The following is an 18,193-nucleotide window of genomic DNA, read 5'->3' as shown; positions in this document are numbered from 1 at the left end:
CTGAAGATGTGAGCACCGACGTCACCACCCGCTTGCAGGAACTGGCCGACTACTACACCACCCGCGTGAACGAGGCCGTCGCCGAGGACCGGCCCGATCTGGTCCGCGCGCTCGCCGACGAGTACCCCGACGCCGTCGCCGCACTCCTCGCCGAAGCCGGCTGACCCGGCGACGATCACTTCCTCGGTGGCATCGGGAAGAACCCGCTGGTCCGGCGCACGTACTCGGCGTAGCCGGGGCGGCGGTCGCGGATGCGGCGCTCCAGCAGCGCGGCCCCGGTGCCCTTGATCAGCAGCCACGTCATCAGCGCGGCGCCGAGCAGGCCGATCAGCCCGGCGAAGTGGTGCAGGGCGAGCAGCGCGAGTCCCCACCAGACGGCCGCGTCGCCGAAGTAGTTCGGGTGGCGGGTGTAGCGCCACAGCCCGGTGTCGAGCACCTCGTCGCGATTGGCCGGATCGGCGCGGAACCGGACCAGCTGGGCGTCGCCGACGGTCTCGAACACGAACCCGACCAGCCAGCCGAGCACGCCGAGCACGGTGACGACGACCGGCCACACCCCGGTGGCGAACCCGTACTGACCCAGCTGCACCGGCAGCGACACGATCCACGCGATCACCGCCTGCGGTACGTAGATCTTGCGCAGCGCGTACGCGGTGGGGTTGCCCGGCGCGCTCTGTCGGATCGCGGCGTAGCGGCGGTCCTCGGGCACGCCGTGGTTGCGCAGGGCGAGGTAGCCCGCCAGGCGCAGTCCCCACATGCACGTCAGCACCGTGATCAACCAGCGGCGCCAGTCCTCGCCGTGGCCGGCGGAGGCGATCAGCGTGGTGACGGCGACGGCCGCGTGCACGAGCCCCCACGCCACGTCGACGCCGTCGTGCCGCCCGCCGCGCAGGCCCACCGCGACGGCGAGGGCCAGGCCGAAGACGACGACAACGACGATCGCGGTGATCCACAGGTTGGTGGCGAGCGCGTCCCACGGGTAGCCCATGGCGACACTCTGGCAGGTCGTGATCGCGCAGCGGAGCAGCGGGTGGGACGCAGGTCACACTGTTCTGGGCGGTCCGTAGCCCTACCGACGACCATCGTCCCCGTCCGGGGGAGGATACGGCGGTCCGGGCCCGCGACCGCGACGGAGAGGAACAGATGACCGACACACCGGCACGGGTGCCGCTGCTGACGTTCTGGCAGAAGCTGGTGCTGAGCTTCCGCCGCCGCTGGTCGGACTGCGGCTTCTGGTACGGGCTGGCGATCACCGTGCTCTGGCCGTTCGCGATGTTCGGGGTGAAGGTGGGCTTCCGCGGCGGCGAGCACATCCCGAAGACCGGGGGCGTGCTGCTGGCGTGCAACCACGTGTCCGGGTGCGACCCGATCTACGACGTGGCGTTCGTGATCGCCAACGGGCGCATGCCGCGGTTCCTGGCCAAGGCCGAGCTGTGGAAGGTGCCGATCGTGCGCCGGGTCCTCGGCGGCGGCAAGCACGTGCCCGTGCAGCGGGAGAGCGTGCGGGCCGCCGACGCGTTCAAGGAGGCCGTGGCGGCGCTGGAGCGCGGCGAGGTCGTCGTGTTCTACCCGGAGGGCACCTACACCGGTGATCCTGACTTCTGGCCGATGAAGTCGAAGAACGGGATCGGCCGCATCGCGCTGATGACCGGTGCTCCGGTCATCCCCGTCGCGAACTGGGGCAGCCAGGACCTGCTGCCCCCGGACGGGCGGCTCAAGCCGTTCCCGCGCAAGCGGGTGCTCGTCGCGGCCGGCCCCCCGGTCGACCTGGAGAAGTGGCGCGGCGGCCCGCGCACCCGCTCCGCCCTCGACGCCGCCACCGCGGCGATCATGGCGGACGTGACGAAGCTGGTGGCGCAGCTGCGGGGTGAGGAGCCGCCCGCACAGGCCTACGACCCGGACGCAGCCCGCAAGGCGAGTTGATCGCGCTCTGATCGCGCTCCCTGATCGCGCTGCCTGACTCAGCAGCCGCCCCGGGCTCTCCCCAGCGCCCGCTCAGGGCACGTCCAGCCCCAGCAGCGCGTTCTCCACGACCTCGGGCAGCGCGGGGTGGATCCAGTACTGCCCGGTCGCCATCTCCCGCGCTGGCAGCCCGAACGACATCGCCTGGATCACCGGCTGGATGATCGACGCGGCCTGCGGGCCCATGATGTGCGCACCGAGCAGCTGCCCGGTGCCGCGGTCGGCGATGAGCTTGCAGAAGCCGGTGGTGTCCTCCAGCGCCCAGCCGTAGGCGACGTCGCCGTACTCCTGGACCTTGACCGTGATGTCGAGGCCCTCGGCGCGGCACTGCTCCTCGGTGCGCCCGACGGCGGCGATCTGCGGATGGGTGAACACCGCGTGCGGGACGAACCGGTGATCGGAGCGGCGCGGGTCCTCCGGGTGCAGCAGGTTGTGCTGCACCACCCTGGCCTCGTGGTTGGCGACGTGCTTGAGCTGGTACGGCGAGCAGATGTCGCCGAGCGCCCAGACCCCGTCGACGGTGGTGCGCTGCTGGTCGTCGACGACGAGGCGGCCGTCGTCGTGCACGGCCAACCCGGCGCGGTCGACGTCGAGCAGGTCGGTGTTGGGGCGGCGGCCGGTGGCGACGAGGAGGGTGTCGGCCTCGATCGTCGTGCCGTCGGTCAGGTCGAGGGTGATGACGCCACCCTGCTCGCGCGCGGCCGTGACCTCGGTGCCCAGCCGCACCTCCCAGCGCTCGCGGGCCAGCGCGGTGAACCGTTCGCGCACGGTGGCGTCGTGGTCGCGCAGCAGCTCCGGCCCGCGCACCACCAGCGTCACGTGCGCGCCGAACGCGCCGAAGACGTGCGCGAACTCGGTGGCGATGTAGCCGCCGCCGACGATCACGAGCCGCTCGGGGACGGCCTCGATCCGCATGATCGTGTCGGAGGTGTGGTAGCCGACGCCGCTGCGCTCGATCACCGGCGGGATCACGGGCCGGCCACCGGCGGCGACCACGATCCGGTCGGCGCTGATCTCGTCGGTCCCGGTCCCGTCGGTGCGCTGCACGGCCAGCGTGTGCGGGCCGGTGAAGCGGGCGTGCCCCTCGTAGACGGTGACGTAGGGCAGGTCGATCCGGTACTGCCGGCCCGCCGACGCGATCGGGTCGATGCGGCCGAACACGCGGTCGCGGATGTCGAGCCAGCGCACCTTGTCCACGGACTCGTCGACGCCGAGGCGGGCGGCCTCACGCGCGTACTCGGCGAGATCGGCGGGCAGCACGAACATCTTGGTGGGGATGCAGCCGACGTTGAGGCAGGTGCCGCCGAACACCCCGTGCTCGACGATGGCGACGTCGAGATCGGCGAACCGGTCGTCGACGATCGAGTTACCCGAGCCGGTGCCGAGGATGACGAGATCGTGGTGCCGCACGATCCGAGGTTAACCGTCCAGCCTCGATCAGCCCGGCCGGAAGGACGAGGGCCCGGTCACTCCCCGGGCGGCGAAGAAGCGTGCGGCCGCGGCGGCGTGCAGATCGAAGGCGAACTCGTCGGCCAGCCCGCCGGGGCCGAGCACGACGCCGCGCTCCGCGGTCTCCGCGTCCGGGGTGAACGGGGGCAGCTCCGCCACAGCGGGTGCCTCGGCGAACAGCAGCACCCGGTCGGGCCGCGGCGTCGTCGAGGCGAACGCCGCCGGCTTCAGCGTCGCCGGGTCCAGCTCGACGCCGGTCTCCTCGCGCACCTCCCGCACCGCGCCCTCCTGCCAGGTCTCGTGCGCCTCCAGGAAGCCGCCCGGCAGGGCGAGCCGACCGCAGCCGGGATCGATGCCGCGGCGCACGACGAGCAGGCCGGGCCCGGGCACCGGCACCAGCACGACCACCACCGGGACGGGGTTGTCCCAGGTGGTGCGGCCGCAGGCGACGCAGGTGCGCGGTGAGGTCAGCGGCTGCGGGAACGCGGTGCCGCAGTGGACGCAGTGCACGGCCGGGCCTCCGTCGGGGATCGATGCCAGCGGTCGAAAGGATCATGCCTCGGGATCTTCCGCGAACGGCCCTTCGTGAGCACCACTGCTGACGACAGTGCCGTTCGAAGAACCAGGGCGGGGCCAGCGGGGTCCGCACCCGGACCCGCCGCCCCCGGACTCGCGGCGCTCCACCGGGTGGTGTTGCGCGCCGTCGCCGCCCCGTTACGGGATACTCCGCGCGGACAGGCCACGAGCAAGGATGGACACGATGACCGAGGACCCGACGCGGGCGATGCCCCGGGATCCCGACCGGCCGCTGATCGGCAACGTCGGGCCGGAGGATCCGCACGCCGACCCCGAGACCCACCCGGGTCTGCCGGTGGTGCGCGACGTGCGGCCCCCGTCGTCCGAGCCGGCCACCGACCCGAACCTGCGGCCGGCCCGGCCGCCGCAGGAGGATCCGCCGACCGTTCCGGTACCGCCCACCGCCCCGGCGCGGCCGCACGTGCAGCGCACCCGCACCGGCGGGCTCTACCTCGGGCTGATCCTCTCGGCGCTGGTCCTGCTGGTCCTGCTCGTGTTCATCCTGCAGAACCTGGCGCCTGTGCAGATCCACTTCCTCGGCCTGGTGGGGGAGCTGCCGGTCGGGGTGGCGATGCTGCTGTCGGCCATCGCCGGGCTGCTGCTCGTCGCGATACCCGGTGGCCTGCGGATCTGGCAGCTGCGCCGGCTCGCGACGAAGGCGCAGCGCGCGAAGCGCTGAGCCGCAGCACCACGCAGCACCACGCCGCACCTGCGCCACATCCGTGCAGCGTCAGGCCGCGACTCGCCGCCGCCGCCCGCTGCGGGCCGCGGTGCGCCGCCGTGCAGGCGGTGCAGGCGTGACCGGTGCGGCCACGGGCTCCCCGGACGGCGGCCGGGCGCCGGTGATCCGCACCAGCTCCGCCGCCCCCGGCCGGACCTCCGCGCAGGCCGGGCGGATGCCGGCCTCCCGGGTCATCCGGTCGACGTCCGCGCGCTGCTCGGGCGTCACCAGCGTGACGACGACGCCGGAGCCGCCCGCGCGGGCGGTGCGCCCGGCGCGGTGCAGGTAGTCCTTCGGGTCCGCCGGGGGATCGACGTGCACGACCAGCCCCACGTCGTCGACGTGGATGCCGCGGGCGGCGACGTCGGTAGCGACCAGCACGGGCACGCTCCCGCAGCGGAACGCCTCGATGGCGCGGGTGCGCGCGTTCTGCGCCTTGCCGCCGTGCAGCGCCGCCGCCCCGACGCCCTGCCGGCGCAGCTGCTTGACCAGCCGGTCCGCGCCGTGCTTGGTCCGCACGAACAGGATCGTGCGGCCGTCGCGGGCGGCGATCTCGGCGACGACGCGCGGCTTGGCGTCGCGCTCCACGTGCAGCAGGTGGTGCTCCATCGTGGCGACCGACCCGGTGGGCGGTGCCACTGAGCACGTCACGGGATCGCTGAGGTAGCGGGCGACGAGCGCACCGACGGCGCCGTCGAGGGTGGCGGAGAACAGCAACCGCTGCCCGTCCGCCGGTGTGCGGTCGAGGATCGCCCGGACCTGGGGGAGGAACCCCATGTCGGCCATCCGGTCGGCCTCGTCGAGCGCGGTGACGGCCACCGCGCCGAGATCGGCCGTGCCCTGCTGGAGGTGGTCGGTGAGCCGGCCCGGCGTCGCCACGACGAGGTGCACGCCGCGCTCGAGCGCGCCGGCCTGCCGGGTGAACGGCAGCCCGCCGACGACGACCGCGGTGCGCAGCCGCAGTGCGGCCGCGAACGGTGCGAGCGCGTCGTCGACCTGCTGGGCCAGCTCGCGGGTCGGTACGAGCACGAGCCCGCGCGGGGACCGCGGTGCGGTGGGGCCAGTGCCGGCGAGCCGGGAGAGCAGCGCCAGCCCGAACGCGAGCGTCTTGCCGGAGCCGGTCTGGCCGCGGCCGAGCACGTCCCGGCCGGCGAGCGAGTCGGGCAGCGCGGCGGCCTGGATCGGGAACGGGGTGGTGAAGCCCTGCTCGGCCAGCGCGGTGACCAGCGCGGCGGGCAGGCCGAGCTCGGCGAAGGACGGCATGCCTGCCGGGGGCGCGGTCCAGGTCGGTGCGGACGTGGGAGCAGGTGCGGCCGGGCGGGACCTGCGGGGGCGGGTGGCGGCCGGGCGTGTGCCACGGCGGCCGGTGGGGGACGGCACGAGACCTCCGGTTGGGGGCTCTCGGCACGCCGTGCTCCGGCGGAAGAGCCCGCGGCGCCTGAGCGCCGATCGATGGTGAGCTGCGGGGGACCGCAGCGGCGCCGCCGCGGAGTGCGGGCCGGGCGCTGCTGCCAACGTACCCCGGCGCCCGGCCCGCCACACGATCACCGCGGGGTGATGCCCGCCTCCTCGGCCAGCTCCACCAGCAGCACATCGGGATCTGCGAGGTGGTCGGGCAGGCCGCGGGCCCTGAACCACTCAGCGATGCGGGCCACGTCGCGAGCCAGGAACTGCGGCCCGTTGGGGTTGCCGACGATGTCGACGACCTGCGGCAGATCGATCAGCACCAGACGCCCGGCTCCGGCGCCCGGCTCGACGAGCAGGTTGTACGCCGACAGGTCACCGTGCGCCCAGCCGCGCCGGGCCAGCCCGTGCAGGGCCTCGGTGAGCTGGCGCCACAGATCGGCCAGCTCGTCGGGGCCCGGCCGCAGCTGCGCCAGGCGGGGCGCCGCGGCGGTCTCGCCGGTCTCGGGATCGGTGCTGCCGAGGAACTCCAGCAGCACCTCGGTGCCGTCGCAGGAGACGGGGTAGGGCACCGGCAGGCCGTCCGCCCACAGCACCGAGAGCGCGGCGAACTCCGCGCCGGCCCACTGTCCGGCGAGCAGGTCGCGGCCGAACGCGGTGCGGTTGGTCATCGCGCGCATCTCGCGGGAGCGGCGTACCCGCCGTCCTTCGAGGTAGCCGGCGTCGCGGTGGAAGAGCCGGTGCTCGGCGGCGCGGTAGCGCTTGGCGGCGAGCAGGACGCGCCGGTCCGTGCCCGGCACCCGGCGTTCCAGGAGATGGACGTCGGCCTCTTTGCCGGTCTTGAGGACGCCCAGCTCGGTGTCGACGGCGCCGTGCTCGGTGATCACCCAGGCGGGCCGGGGCCGCGGCCCGTGGGTGGCGCCGTCCCAGGTGGACCAGCGATCACCCTCGGGCGGGCCGTCGATGTCGGTGTCGCCGCGCTCGTCCCAGTCGGAGACGTCGACGGGGCCGCGGCGGTGAGGGCGGTACTCGGGATCATCGTCGTCGAAGCGCCGACGACGTGCGGACATGCGTGAGTCGTAACGGGACAACGCGGGTTGTGCTCCAGGTGTGCGGCCCGCGCAGCAGGAGGAGTGAGTCAGCGCGGGGAGGAACGGGGACGGTGCGGGCACACGTCGGCGACAGCGGTCGACACAGCGCACACCTCCCTGCGGAGCACGGACCGGTCGATCGTGCTCGACCGGCTCGCAGCGGGCAACCGGATTTCCCGCCCTCCCGTCGCACCCCGCTGTCACAACCCGCTGTCACACCATGCCGTGGGTCTGGCGGATCCGCCGCAGGGTGAGCGCGAGGAAGAGCCGATTGCGGCCGTAGGCGTCGTTGAGGCCGAAGCCGAGCAGCCGCTCGGCCTGCGCGACCCGGTGCAGCACCGAGTTGTGGTGCACCCGCAGCGAGCGCGCCGCCCTCCTGATCGATCCGGTGGCGACCACGTCGAGGGTCGAGAGCATGTCCGCGCCGCCCACCGCGAGCACCTCGTCGAGCGCGCGGACGTCGCCGATGCGGGAGATCTGCTCGGGCGTGAGCGCGTCGGCGAGGATGTCGTAGCCGTTGACGACCTCGGTGCGGACCAGCACGCCCTCCTCGATCGGGTACGGGCCCCGGTCGCGCGGGCTGGGCTGGGTGAACCGGAACGCCCCGTCGGCCTCCCGGCGGGCCCGCGGCGCCGCGCTCGCGGGATGCACGCGGCTCACCGAGACCTGCAGGCCGCGGGGCACGTCCAGCCGGTCGATGTCGTCGACGCCGCTGATGCGCAGCAGCACGGTCGTGCGGGCCCTGGTCGTCGCCAGCACACGGGTGCCGGTGGCGGACAGGGCGGCGGTGAACGCCGCGAGGGTCCGCTCCGGACCGGCCGCGGTGAACGCGCGCAGCGGTGTCGTCGGGTGCAGGCCGAGTCCGAGCAGGGCCTGGTTGCGCCGAGCCGGGCTCGCGGTCCGGTCGATCAGCAGCGCCACCTGCTCGGCCTCCGACCGGGCCGGGACGGTCAGCGCCTCCCGGTCCAGCAGCACGATCGCGAGCACGGCGAGGCGCTCGATCAGCAGAGGATCGTCGGGGTGCGCGGGCGGGCCGAGGGCGATCCGCACGCCGCGCGGGGTGGCCTCGACGGCGACGTCGCGGGGCCAGTGCGTCGTCATCCCGGCGAGCGGGCACGCGACGACGGCCCGGGACCGGGTGGTCTCGATCGCGACGACGCGGTCCAACCGGCGGGCGACCTCGGCGATCGCCTCCTCCACCGGCGGGTGGCGCACGAGCAGGTCGTCGAGGAAGCGCAGGGTCTCGATCCGCCCGACCGGCAGGTCGGATAACGTCATCCACGTCCTCCCGCCGCGTCAGCGCCGACCCGACCGATCCAGGTTCGCATGCGCGGTACCTGCGGGAGAAGGACGCATCAGGGTGCCAGTTGGCTACTTATGCGCGCCGTTTGACCGGTGACCCCCGTCACCGGGCCGGGTGATGCTCGACCCGTCCCCTTCACTCCGTCCCCTTCACTCCGGCCCCGTTCCGCGGGCCGTGTTCCCCGGTCCGTCGCCGCGCGCTGCGGCGCGGCCGTGTCCGCCCACTCACACCGAGGTGATGTGCATGGCACTGGACGAAGCGACGTCCGCGTTCCTGGCCCAGATGGCCGAGTCCGGCGGGAAGGCGCTGCACGAGATGACGCCCGAGGAGGCCCGCGGCCTCGGCGCGATGCTGCGCGGTCTCTACGGCGCAGGCCCCCAGATGAAGCAGGTGCGGGACCTGCAGGTCCCGGTCGACGGCGGGGAGATCGCCGTCCGCGTGCTCACGCCGGTCGAGGACCCCCGCGGCGTGCTCGTCTACTACCACGGCGGCGGTTGGGTGATCGGCGCGATCGACGAGTTCGACACCCTCGGCCGCATCCTCGCCGAGCGCACCGGCTTCACGACCGTGCTCGTCGACTACCGGCTGGCGCCCGAGCACCGCTACCCCGTCGCCGTCGACGACTCGTGGGCGGCGCTGCAGTGGGTGGCCGCCAACCGGGCCGCCCTCGCACCGAACGGCCCGCTGGTCATCGCGGGCGACAGCGCGGGCGGCAACCTCAGCGCGATCATGGCGCAGCGGGCGAAGGCCGCCGGTGGCCCGGCCATCGACCTGCAGGTGCTCGTCTACCCGGTGACCGACGCCGACTTCGACAACGAGACCTACGTCGACCCGGAGAACCAGCTCATGCTCACCCGTGACGCGATGATCTGGTTCTGGGACCACTACGTGCCCGATCCGGCGGCACGCGCCGAGCCGGACGCATCCCCGATCACGGCCGAGGACCTGTCCGGGCTGCCGCCCGCCGTCGTCCTCACCGCGGAGCACGACGTGCTGCGCGAGGAGGGCGAGGCCTACGCCCGCCGGCTGGCCTGGGCCGGGGTGCCGGTGCAGCACCGTCGGTTCGAGGGGCAGATGCACGGGTTCTTCACGATGGTCAACGTCCTGCCGGGCAGCGCGGCGGGCATCGACTACGTCGTGGCCGCGATCGACGAGCTCGCCGCGGCGCAGGCCTGAGGGGACGACGATGACCAGCACCGCAGAACCCACCGCCGCCGAGCGCCGCGAAGTGCCCGGCACCGTCGACGTGGTCGTGGTCGGCGCCGGTTTCGCCGGCATGTACCTGCTGCACGAGCTGCGCCTGGCGGGCCTGTCCGCCGTCGTGTTCGAGAAGGGCACGGACGTGGGCGGCACCTGGTACTGGAACCGCTACCCGGGCGCCCGCGTCGACGTCGAGAGCCTGGCCTACTCGTACTCGTTCGATCCCGACCTGGAGCAGCGCTTCGAATGGCAGGAGCGCTACCCGACCCAGCCGGAGATCCTCGCCTACGCCCGCCACGTCGCCGACCGGTTCGATCTGCGCCGCGACATCGTGTTCCGCACCGCCGTCACCGCGGCGCACTACGACGAGGCCGCGAAGACGTGGCAGGTGCGGACCGACCAGGGCGACGCCGTCACCGCGCAGTACCTCGTCATGGCGACCGGCTGCCTATCGGCGTCGAAGCTGCCGGAGATCCCCGGTCTCGAGACGTACGAGGGCGCGACCTACCACACCGCGCACTGGCCGCACGAGGACGTCGACTTCACCGGCAAGCGGGTCGGCATCATCGGCACCGGTTCGTCGGGGGTGCAATCCATCCCGGTCATCGCCGAACAGGCAGCGCACCTGACGGTCTTCCAGCGCACGCCCGCGTACAGCCTGCCGGCGCGCAACCGGAAGCTGACCGTCGAGGAGATCGCGGACATGAAGGCCCGCTACCGGGCCTACCGCAAGGAGCAGCAGGAGTCCGGGTTCGGCGTGCCCACCGCGATCCCCACGAAGTCGGTGCTCGAGGCCTCCGAGGAGGAGCGCAACGCGGTCTTCGAACAGGCGTGGGAGAGCGGCAGCCTGGTGAACCTGCTGACCGCCTACACCGACCTCACCATCGACCAGGAGGCCAACGACGTCGCGAAGCGCTGGATCCACGGCAAGATCAAGGCGATCGTCGAGGACCCGCAGACCGCGGAGGACCTCTGCCCGGACTACCCGGTCGGCACCAAGCGGCCGTGCCTGGACACCGGCTACTACGAGACGTACAACCGCGCGAACGTCTCGCTGATCAACCTGCGCCGGGAGCCGATCGTCGAGATCACCCCGCGGGGGATCCGCACCGAGGCGCGCGAGTACGAGTTCGACGCGATCGTCTACGCGACCGGGTTCGACGCGATGACCGGGGCGCTGACCAAGGTCGACATCCGCGGCCGCGGCGGGGCGTCCCTCGCCGAGACGTGGAGCGCCGGCCCGCGCACCTACCTCGGCATCGGCACGGCCGGGTTCCCGAACCTGTTCATGATCACCGGGCCGGGCAGCCCGTCGGTGCTGTCCAACATGATCGTGTCGATCGAGCAGCACGTCGACTGGGTCTGCGACGCGATCGAGCACCTGCGGGCGCAGGGGCTCACGACGATCGAGCCGCAGCCCGAGGCGCAGGACGCCTGGGTCGACCACGTCAACGAGGTCGCGAGCGCGACGCTCTACCCGAAGGCGAACTCGTGGTACATGGGCGCGAACGTGCCCGGCAAACCACGGGTGTTCATGCCGTACGCCGGCGGGGTGGGGGAGTACCGGAAGAAGTGCGACGAGGTCGCGCGCAACGGGTACGAGGGCTTCGTCCTGCAGCGTTGACTGCGGCCGGCTGATTCGTCGCCGGACTGTGTTGACTGCGGCCGGCTCCTCCGTCGCCGGACCGCGGCTCGCGGCCTGGTGAGTCGCCGAGTTGCTCCCCCGGTGCTCGTGCCCGCTCGTCGTTCCGCCGAGGGCACTGCGCGCCTCCTCCGCAACTCGGCGACGGCCGCTCGCGTTGACTGCGGCCGGCTCCTCCGTCGCCGGACCGCGGCTCGCGGCCTGGTGAGTCGCCTGGTGGTTGTGCCATCACACGGACGGGCACCGGTGGTCTTCACCGGTGCCCGTCTCGTGTCTGTGCTCAACCGGCGAGCTCAACCGGCGAGCTCAACCGGCTCAGCCGGCTCGGCCGTCCCAGCTGGCGAGGACCCGCAGCTTGTCCCAGGGGATGTTGTTCAGGCTCCCGTAGCTGCCGTGCAGGCCGTTCTCGGCGTAGACCGAGCTGCCCGGCACGTACTCGAACAGGAACGCCATCCGGGCGCCCCCGTTGTCGCCGACGTAGGCGCCGTACTTCTGCAGCGCCTTCGCGACGGTCCGTTCGGCGCGGGTCAGGCCCGGCAGCGAGTCGACGTCGATGCTCGGGTCGAGCTGGACGCGGGCGCCCTCGGGGATGGGGGTGGGCATCCCGGTCATGTTGCTGCCGTCGGTCTTCGTGGCGGGGTAGCGGTACTCACCGCGCGCGGCCATGTTCGTGGAGAAGAACAGCGCGTGCGGGATCTCACCCGCCGCGATCTCCGACTCGCGCACGACCGCGGCGAACCGGGCGATGCCGGAGCCGGTGGAGCTGCCGTTGATCTCGCGGCCGTCGCCGTCGAGCGGCACCATCGCGCCCCAGCCCGCGCGCCAGAACGAGCCGGCGGGCTCGGCCATCCAGAGGTTGAACACGAGGTTCGTCGTGGGGTCTGCGACGGCCAGGTGCTTGTCCGAGCCGGGCGCGAGCGGGGTGTTCGGCGGGATCGGCATGGTCTGCCCGCCGAACGGGTCGGGGCCCCAGCTGCCGGTCTGGGAGAAGACCACCTTGTAGCGCGGGGTCTCCGCGGTGATGCCGTCCGGTCCGCGCAAGGTGACGCCGAAGTCGCCGATGTTGGCGACGTGGTCGCCGGTGCGCAGCCCCGCGACCATGCCGGCCGACTTCGGGTCGATCACCGGGTTGTGCGGGATCGGCTCCCACAGCCAGTCGGCGGCGTTGAAGTACGGGCGGTCGTTCTCCTCGCAGAACGGCGGCAGCGGCTCGGTCGCGCCGGGCACCCCGGGCGGGACGTAGCCCGGCTCCGTGGTCGGCGGGGCAGTCGTGGTCGGTGGGGCAGTCGTGGTGGGTGGCGTGGTCGGAGCCGCGGTGGTCGCCGGCGGCGCGGTGGTCGGGGCGGGCTCGGGGGTCGTCGTCACGGGCGCTTCCGTCGGCGCGGGGGCAGCAGTCGTCGGGGCAGGAGTCGTCGGGGCAGGAGTCGTCGGGGCAGCAGTGGTCGTGGGCGCCGGGGCAGGGGTCGGCGCGGGGGCAGCGGAGGTCGTGGGTGGGGTCGCCGTCGGTGCCGTGGCGGACGGGGCCGCGACCGCAGGGGCAGTGGTCGGCACAGGGGTGGTCGGCACAGGGGTGGTCGGCACAGCCGGTTCACTGGTCACCGGCGCGGCCGGCGCGGTGGTCGGGGCGGGCGCCGTCGTGGTCACGGGTGCCGGGGGCTGCGGGGCCGCGGGCGGGGACGGCGGCACCGGTGGGCTCGGCGGGGCCGGCGGGCTGGGCAGTGCCGGAGGAGCGGGCAGTGCCGGAGGAGCGGGCGGGGCCGGAGGAGCGGGCGGGGCCGGGGGCGCCCAGGGGACCCGGGCGCCGTCGGCTGCCGGGTCGACCGGGACCATCTCCGGGACCGGCACGGGCAGCAGGATCGGCACCGGCACGAAGACCGGCACCGGCACGAAGACGGTCGCCGGAGCTCCGGCGGGCGCAGGCGCGGCCGGTTCCGCAGCGGTCGGCTCGGTGGTGGTCGGCTCGGTGGTGGTCGGCTCGGTGGTGGTCGGCTCGGTGGTGGTCGGCTCGGTGGTGGTCGGCTCGGTGGTGGTCGGCTCCGGCGCAGGCTCCGCCGTCGGCTCGACCGCCGGCGCGGCCGCCTCGGCAGCGAGCTCGGTGGTGGGCTCGTTGGCAGGCTCCGCCGTCGACCCCGTCGCCGCTTCCGTGGTGGATTCGGTGGGGGATTCCGTGGTGGATTCCGTGGTGGGGGCCGGGGTGCTGCTCGGCTCGGCGGGGGTGGGGTAGTCGTCGAGGACGATCTCCGCCGGGGTGCCGACGATGCCCGCCAGTTCCGGCAGCACGGTGCAGGCATCGATGGGCGCCGCGTGCGCCGGGGCGGTGGCCATCGGAACGGCGAGCAGCGCGAGCGCGGCGGCGACGGCCACTGTGCGCAGCCGTTGCGTCGCTGTTCGGGTCATGCCGACCTCCGTGCTCCGTGTGACTTCTGGGGTTGCTGTTACAGCTGATGCTGTTGGGTACGGAGAGTCCAGAGGTGCGGATGAGACTCACACGATCGGGTCGGCGTGTCGGCCCCGAAGGTGGCGCAGCGCTCACCCGGACGGAATCTTGACGCGCTTCGAGCGACGCGATCACTGAGAGTGACGACCCGCGGGGGTGAGATCCGGGTCTCAGGCCGGGACGACGATCTCCAGCCGCAGCGGCTCGGGGCGTTCGACGCGCATCCCGGCACGGCGGGCCAGCCGCGCGACGGCGGTCGCGTCGGTGGGCTCGGCCCGGGTCGACGCGAGCACCCGCGCGAGCGCGCCCTTGTGGGCCTTGTTGAAGTGGCTGACCACCGTGCGTCGCCCGTCGGTGTGCTCGGCGAGCACGGTCACGCTCACCGCCCCGGGCACCCGGGCCAGCGCCGCGTACGAGCCCGAGCGCAGGTCGATGACCAGCTCACGCGCGGCGATCTCGGCCAGCACGGGCTCGAGCACCGGGCGCCAGAACGCGGCGAGCGTGCCCCTCCCGGGCAGCGCCGACCCGGCCGAGAGGCGGTAGGCGGGCACCGGGTCGTCGGCGTGCAGCAGCCCGAACAGCGCCGATCCCACCGCCAGGCGGGCGCGGGCGCGTTCGGCCGCCGCGCCGGTCAGCGACCGCACGTCGAGCGCGTCGTACAGAACGCCCGTGTAGCGCAGGATCGCCGGGGCGGTCGGGGCCGTCCACAGCGCCGCGTTGCGGGCGATCTCCGCGTCCTGCCGCGGCGAGAGGCCGAGCGCTGCCCGGCTCGCGGGCACGTCCGCGGACAGCTCCACCAGGTGGTCGACCAGCTCCTTGCGGGCCGGGCCCAGCTCGGGGTAGCGCAGCGCGTCGAGCCGCAGCGGGGGACCGTCGCCCCCGTCGAGCTTGGTCTCCGACGGCGGCAGCAGGACGAGCACGGGGCGAGACGTTACCGCCGGATGACGTGACGATGATCCCGGAGGGGAGGGTGTGTGTTGTGCCGCAACATGGCCACAGCTACGTTCCTCTGGTGCTCCGCCTCGTTGCCCGTCGACACGTCGACCTGATGCGCGTGGCGAGCGCGGCTTGTCGTCTCCCGCGCTGAACCGAAGCACGACCCGATTCCTGCACGACCCGACCTGGGAGACATCTGTGTCGACCCCCGACCCGACCAACTGGTCCTTCGAGACCAAGCAGGTCCACGCCGGCGCCACCGCGGACCCCACGACCGGTGCCCGCGCCACGCCGATCTACCAGACCACCTCGTACACGTTCCGCGACACCGAGCACGCCGCGGCCCTGTTCGGGCTCACCGAGACCGGCAACATCTACACGCGGATCATGAACCCGACGCAGGACGTGCTCGAGCAGCGCGTCGCCGCGCTGGAGGGCGGTCTGGCGGCCGTGGCGTTCGCCTCCGGGCAGGCCGCGGAGACGATGGCGATCCTCAACATCGCCCAGTCCGGCGACCACTTCGTGTCGAGCGCCTCGCTCTACGGCGGCACCTACAACCTGTTCCACTACACGCTGCCGAAGCTGGGCATCGAGGTCAGCTTCGTCGAGGACCCCGACGACCTCGACGAGTGGCGGCGGGCGGTCCGGCCGAACACCAAGGCGTTCTACGCCGAGACGCTGGGCAACCCGCGCGGCAACGTCCTCGACGTGCGCGCCGTCGCCGACCTCGCCCACGAGGTCGGGGTGCCGCTGATCGTCGACAACACGATCCCCACCCCGTACCTGCTGCGCCCGATCGAGCACGGCGCCGACATCGTGGTCCACTCGGCCACCAAGTTCCTCGGCGGTCACGGCACCGCGATCGGCGGCATCGTCGTCGACTCCGGGAACTTCCCGTGGGGCGACCACGCCGCGCGCTTCCCCGGTTTGACCACACCGGACCCGAGCTACCACGGCCTCAACTACTGGGAGGCCCTCGGTCCGCAGAGCTACATCATCAAGCTGCGGGTGCAGCTGCTGCGCGACATCGGCCCGGCCATCTCCCCGCAGAACAGCTTCCTGATCATCCAGGGCATCGAGACGCTGTCGCTGCGGATGGAGCGGCACGTGCAGAACGCGCAGGCCGTGGCCGAGTGGCTGGAGGCCCGCGAGGACGTGGAGAAGGTCCACTACGCGGGCCTGGAGTCCAGCCCCTGGCACGACGCCGCGCAGAAGTACCTGCCGAAGGGCACCGGCGCGATCGTCGCGTTCGAGATCCGCGGCGGGGTCGACGCCGGTCGCCGGTTCGTCGACGCGCTGCAGCTGCACAGCCACTTGGCCAACATCGGTGATGTGCGCAGCCTCGTCATCCACCCGGCGTCCACCACCCACAGTCAGCTCTCCGGCGAGGAGCAGCTGGCCACCGGCGTCACCCCCGGCCTGATCCGGCTGTCGGTGGGGCTGGAGGGCATCGAGGACATCAAGGCCGACCTCGAGCTCGGCTTCCAGGCGGCCAAGGGCTCCTGAGGACGACCGGCGTGAGCAGTGCCGTCACCACCCTCCCTCCCGTCACCGGCGCGTGGCGGGAGGGAGACCCCGTTGGTCGCCGCAAGTGGATCGAGCTGCCCTCGCCGCTGCGCCTCGAGGCGGGCGGCGAGCTGCCCGGCGTGCGGATCGCGTACGAGACCTGGGGCACGCTGAACGCCGAGCGGTCCAACGCCGTGCTCGTGCTGCACGCCGCCACCGGCGACAGCCACGTGGCCGGACCCGCCGAGCCGGGGCATCCCACCCCCGGCTGGTGGGGCGACCTCGTCGGCCCGGGGCGCGCGCTCGACCCGCAGCGGTGGTTCGTCGTGGCGCCCAACGTCGTCGGCGGGTGCCAGGGCAGCACCGGGCCGTCGTCGCGCGCCCCGGACGGACGGTGGTGGGGCAGCCGGTTCCCGCTGGTCACCCCGCGCGACACGGTGGCGGCCGAGCGGGTGCTCGCCGACGAGCTCGGCATCGACCAGTGGGCGTTGGTCATCGGCGGCTCGATGGGCGCCATGCGCGCGCTGGAGTGGGCGGTCACCGAGCCCGACCGGGTGGCCCGGCTGATGTTCCTGGCCGGGCCGGCGGCGTCCTCGGCCGAGCAGATCGCCTGGGCGCACTGCCAGCTGGCTGCGATCCGCTCCGACCCGAACTGGCGGGGCGGCGACTACTATGACGCCCCGCCCGGTGAGGGCCCGCACAACGGCCTGGCCGTCGCGCGGCGCATGGCGCACCTGAGCTACCGCAGCCCCTACGAGCTGCAGACGCGGTTCGGTCGCAAGCCGCAGGACGGTGAGGACCCGTTCACCGGCGGCCGCTACGCCGTGGAGTCCTACCTGGACCACCACGGCGACAAGCTGGTGCGGCGCTTCGACGCCGGCTCCTACGTGCGGCTGACCGAGATGATGAACGCCCACGACGTGGGTCGCGGTCGCGGCGGGGTGGCCGCGGCCCTGGCCAGGGTGCGCGCTCGGACGATGGCCGTGGGCATCTCGACCGACCGGCTCTACCCGGTGGCCGACCAGGAGGAGGTGGCGAGGGGCATCCGCGGCGCCGAGCTGCGCGTGATCGACTCCCCGTACGGCCACGACGGGTTCCTCATCGAGTGGGAGGCCGTCAGCCGGCACGTCGAGGACCTGCTCGCGAGCTGAGGGCGGAACGGGGTTGCCGGCAATCACCCGAACGTGGTGTTGTCATGGCAGCGGATCGTCGTAATGAAGCCGATACCCGATTCGACGTATCGGCACGAGACGATGTTGCTCTGTTCGGTACGACCGCCCGACGAGGGTCTGTGAGACCGGTCGGGGACCCGCTACCGTTCTGCCCGAAGGTGGTGAGATGAACCCGTTCCTGGAGGTCTGGCGCCAGTCCGGTGCTGACCTGGTGCAACTGGATGGAGATCGGCTGACGGTCGGCCGGGCCGAGGGCAACGACATCGTCCTCGCGGACGACGGGCAGGTCTCCCGTGTCCACGCCGTGTTCGAGCGCCTGGCCGGGACGTGGAGCATCCGCGACGTCAACTCGCGCAACGGGACGTTCGTGAACGGAACCCGGGTCACCGGCGAGGCGCGGGTCGGCCCCGGCGACGAGGTGCGCATCGGCCGCACCCGCATCGTCGTGCGCGGCGACCGCAGCCAGGACAACGCCGACGTCACCGAGGCCCAGGCCCCGCCGCCGCAGCTCACACCGCGGGAGCGGGACGTGCTCATCGCTCTGTTCAAGCCGATGATCGGGGCCGAGATGTTCACCGAGCCGGCGTCCACGCGCCAGATCGCGCAGGAGCTGTGGGTGAGCGAGGCCGCGGTCAAGCAGCACCTCCTGCGGCTGTACGACAAGTTCGGCGTCAGCGGTGAGGGGGAGCGGCGCCGCACCCGGCTCGCCAACGAGGCGCTTCGCCGGGGTGCGATCACCTTGGCCGAGGTGCGCGCGGCTACCGCGGGCAAGTCCACGAGCTGACCGGCGCGAC

General features: G+C 73.2%; 17 protein-coding genes. 9 read left to right on the top strand and 8 right to left on the bottom strand.

The features are described from left to right. Window positions 1–8 precede the first annotated feature (8 nt). The gene (locus BUE41_RS30920; protein WP_159444963.1) at window positions 9–164 is read left to right on the top strand and encodes a hypothetical protein; all 156 of its coding nucleotides are present in this window, start codon (window positions 9–11) and stop codon (window positions 162–164) included. Between the two features lie 11 nt (window positions 165–175). On the opposite strand, the gene BUE41_RS25100 is transcribed toward BUE41_RS30920, so the two are convergent. Further along, entirely contained in the window at window positions 176–988 is an 813-nt protein-coding gene (locus BUE41_RS25100; protein WP_073459794.1) for a DUF1295 domain-containing protein, read from the bottom strand. Between the two features lie 155 nt (window positions 989–1,143). On the opposite strand from BUE41_RS25100, the gene BUE41_RS25095 reads away from it, so the two are divergent. Continuing rightward, a complete protein-coding gene (locus BUE41_RS25095; RefSeq protein ID WP_073459793.1) occupies window positions 1,144–1,923 on the top strand; it encodes a lysophospholipid acyltransferase family protein in 780 nt (259 codons plus the stop codon). Window positions 1,924–1,995: 72 nt separating this feature from the next. Here the strand turns inward: BUE41_RS25095 and BUE41_RS25090 are convergent, their stop codons facing one another. Together BUE41_RS25090 and BUE41_RS25085 are read right to left on the bottom strand one after the other, a co-directional pair. Then, window positions 1,996–3,372, bottom strand: a complete 1,377-nt coding sequence (locus BUE41_RS25090; protein ID WP_073459792.1) for a mycothione reductase — start codon at window positions 3,370–3,372, stop codon at window positions 1,996–1,998. Window positions 3,373–3,399: 27 nt separating this feature from the next. Next, complete coding sequence (locus BUE41_RS25085) at window positions 3,400–3,921, bottom strand: NUDIX domain-containing protein (RefSeq protein ID WP_073459791.1); 522 nt, start codon at window positions 3,919–3,921, stop codon at window positions 3,400–3,402. Between the two features lie 250 nt (window positions 3,922–4,171). Between BUE41_RS25085 and BUE41_RS25080 the strand changes: the two genes are divergently transcribed. Beyond that, on the top strand, window positions 4,172–4,666 hold the full coding sequence (locus tag BUE41_RS25080) for a LapA family protein (RefSeq protein WP_200804104.1): 495 nt from the start codon (window positions 4,172–4,174) through the stop codon (window positions 4,664–4,666). Between the two features lie 51 nt (window positions 4,667–4,717). Here BUE41_RS25080 and BUE41_RS25075 read toward each other — a convergent pair whose 3' ends face one another. The 3 genes from BUE41_RS25075 to BUE41_RS25065 form a co-directional block, all read right to left on the bottom strand. After that, on the bottom strand, window positions 4,718–5,971 hold the full coding sequence (locus BUE41_RS25075; RefSeq protein WP_073459790.1) for a DEAD/DEAH box helicase: 1,254 nt from the start codon (window positions 5,969–5,971) through the stop codon (window positions 4,718–4,720). Between the two features lie 281 nt (window positions 5,972–6,252). Beyond that, window positions 6,253–7,182 (bottom strand): serine protein kinase RIO, encoded by a 930-nt coding sequence (locus tag BUE41_RS25070; RefSeq protein WP_073459789.1) that lies wholly within the window; start codon window positions 7,180–7,182, stop codon window positions 6,253–6,255. Window positions 7,183–7,416: 234 nt separating this feature from the next. Continuing rightward, complete coding sequence (locus BUE41_RS25065; protein ID WP_073459788.1) at window positions 7,417–8,481, bottom strand: helix-turn-helix domain-containing protein; 1,065 nt, start codon at window positions 8,479–8,481, stop codon at window positions 7,417–7,419. A gap of 268 nt (window positions 8,482–8,749) precedes the next feature. Between BUE41_RS25065 and BUE41_RS25060 the strand changes: the two genes are divergently transcribed. Both BUE41_RS25060 and BUE41_RS25055 read left to right on the top strand, forming a co-directional pair. Beyond that, window positions 8,750–9,682: an alpha/beta hydrolase gene (locus BUE41_RS25060; RefSeq protein WP_073459787.1), complete on the top strand. Its 933-nt coding sequence runs from the start codon at window positions 8,750–8,752 to the stop codon at window positions 9,680–9,682. 10 nt (window positions 9,683–9,692) lie between these two features. Then, entirely contained in the window at window positions 9,693–11,330 is a 1,638-nt protein-coding gene (locus tag BUE41_RS25055; protein WP_073459786.1) for a flavin-containing monooxygenase, read from the top strand. 333 nt (window positions 11,331–11,663) lie between these two features. On the opposite strand, the gene BUE41_RS30480 is transcribed toward BUE41_RS25055, so the two are convergent. Both BUE41_RS30480 and yaaA read right to left on the bottom strand, forming a co-directional pair. Next, entirely contained in the window at window positions 11,664–13,745 is a 2,082-nt protein-coding gene (locus tag BUE41_RS30480) for a hypothetical protein (protein ID WP_143172345.1), read from the bottom strand. Window positions 13,746–13,955: 210 nt separating this feature from the next. Next, window positions 13,956–14,705 carry a peroxide stress protein YaaA gene (gene yaaA / locus BUE41_RS25040; RefSeq protein WP_073459783.1) on the bottom strand — a complete coding sequence of 250 codons (750 nt, stop codon included), beginning with the start codon at window positions 14,703–14,705 and terminating at the stop codon, window positions 13,956–13,958. A gap of 32 nt (window positions 14,706–14,737) precedes the next feature. On the opposite strand from yaaA, the gene BUE41_RS33015 reads away from it, so the two are divergent. The 4 genes from BUE41_RS33015 (at window position 14,738) to BUE41_RS25025 (ending at window position 18,183) form a co-directional block, all read left to right on the top strand. Continuing rightward, a complete protein-coding gene (locus BUE41_RS33015) occupies window positions 14,738–14,872 on the top strand; it encodes a putative leader peptide (protein ID WP_407691686.1) in 135 nt (44 codons plus the stop codon). A gap of 47 nt (window positions 14,873–14,919) precedes the next feature. Continuing rightward, window positions 14,920–16,227, top strand: coding sequence for a bifunctional o-acetylhomoserine/o-acetylserine sulfhydrylase (locus BUE41_RS25035; protein WP_073459782.1), 1,308 nt, complete (start codon window positions 14,920–14,922; stop codon window positions 16,225–16,227). An 11-nt stretch (window positions 16,228–16,238) separates the two neighbouring features. Next, the gene (gene metX / locus BUE41_RS25030; protein ID WP_073459781.1) at window positions 16,239–17,378 is read left to right on the top strand and encodes a homoserine O-acetyltransferase MetX; all 1,140 of its coding nucleotides are present in this window, start codon (window positions 16,239–16,241) and stop codon (window positions 17,376–17,378) included. 187 nt (window positions 17,379–17,565) lie between these two features. Beyond that, window positions 17,566–18,183, top strand: coding sequence for an FHA domain-containing protein (locus tag BUE41_RS25025; protein WP_073459780.1), 618 nt, complete (start codon window positions 17,566–17,568; stop codon window positions 18,181–18,183). Window positions 18,184–18,193: the final 10 nt, after the last annotated feature.

This window comes from Pseudonocardia thermophila (assembly GCF_900142365.1).
GTDB lineage: Bacteria > Actinomycetota > Actinomycetes > Mycobacteriales > Pseudonocardiaceae > Pseudonocardia > Pseudonocardia thermophila.
Note: the sequence above shows the minus strand (reverse complement) of the source record. Positions and strands in the feature narration are given on the sequence as shown.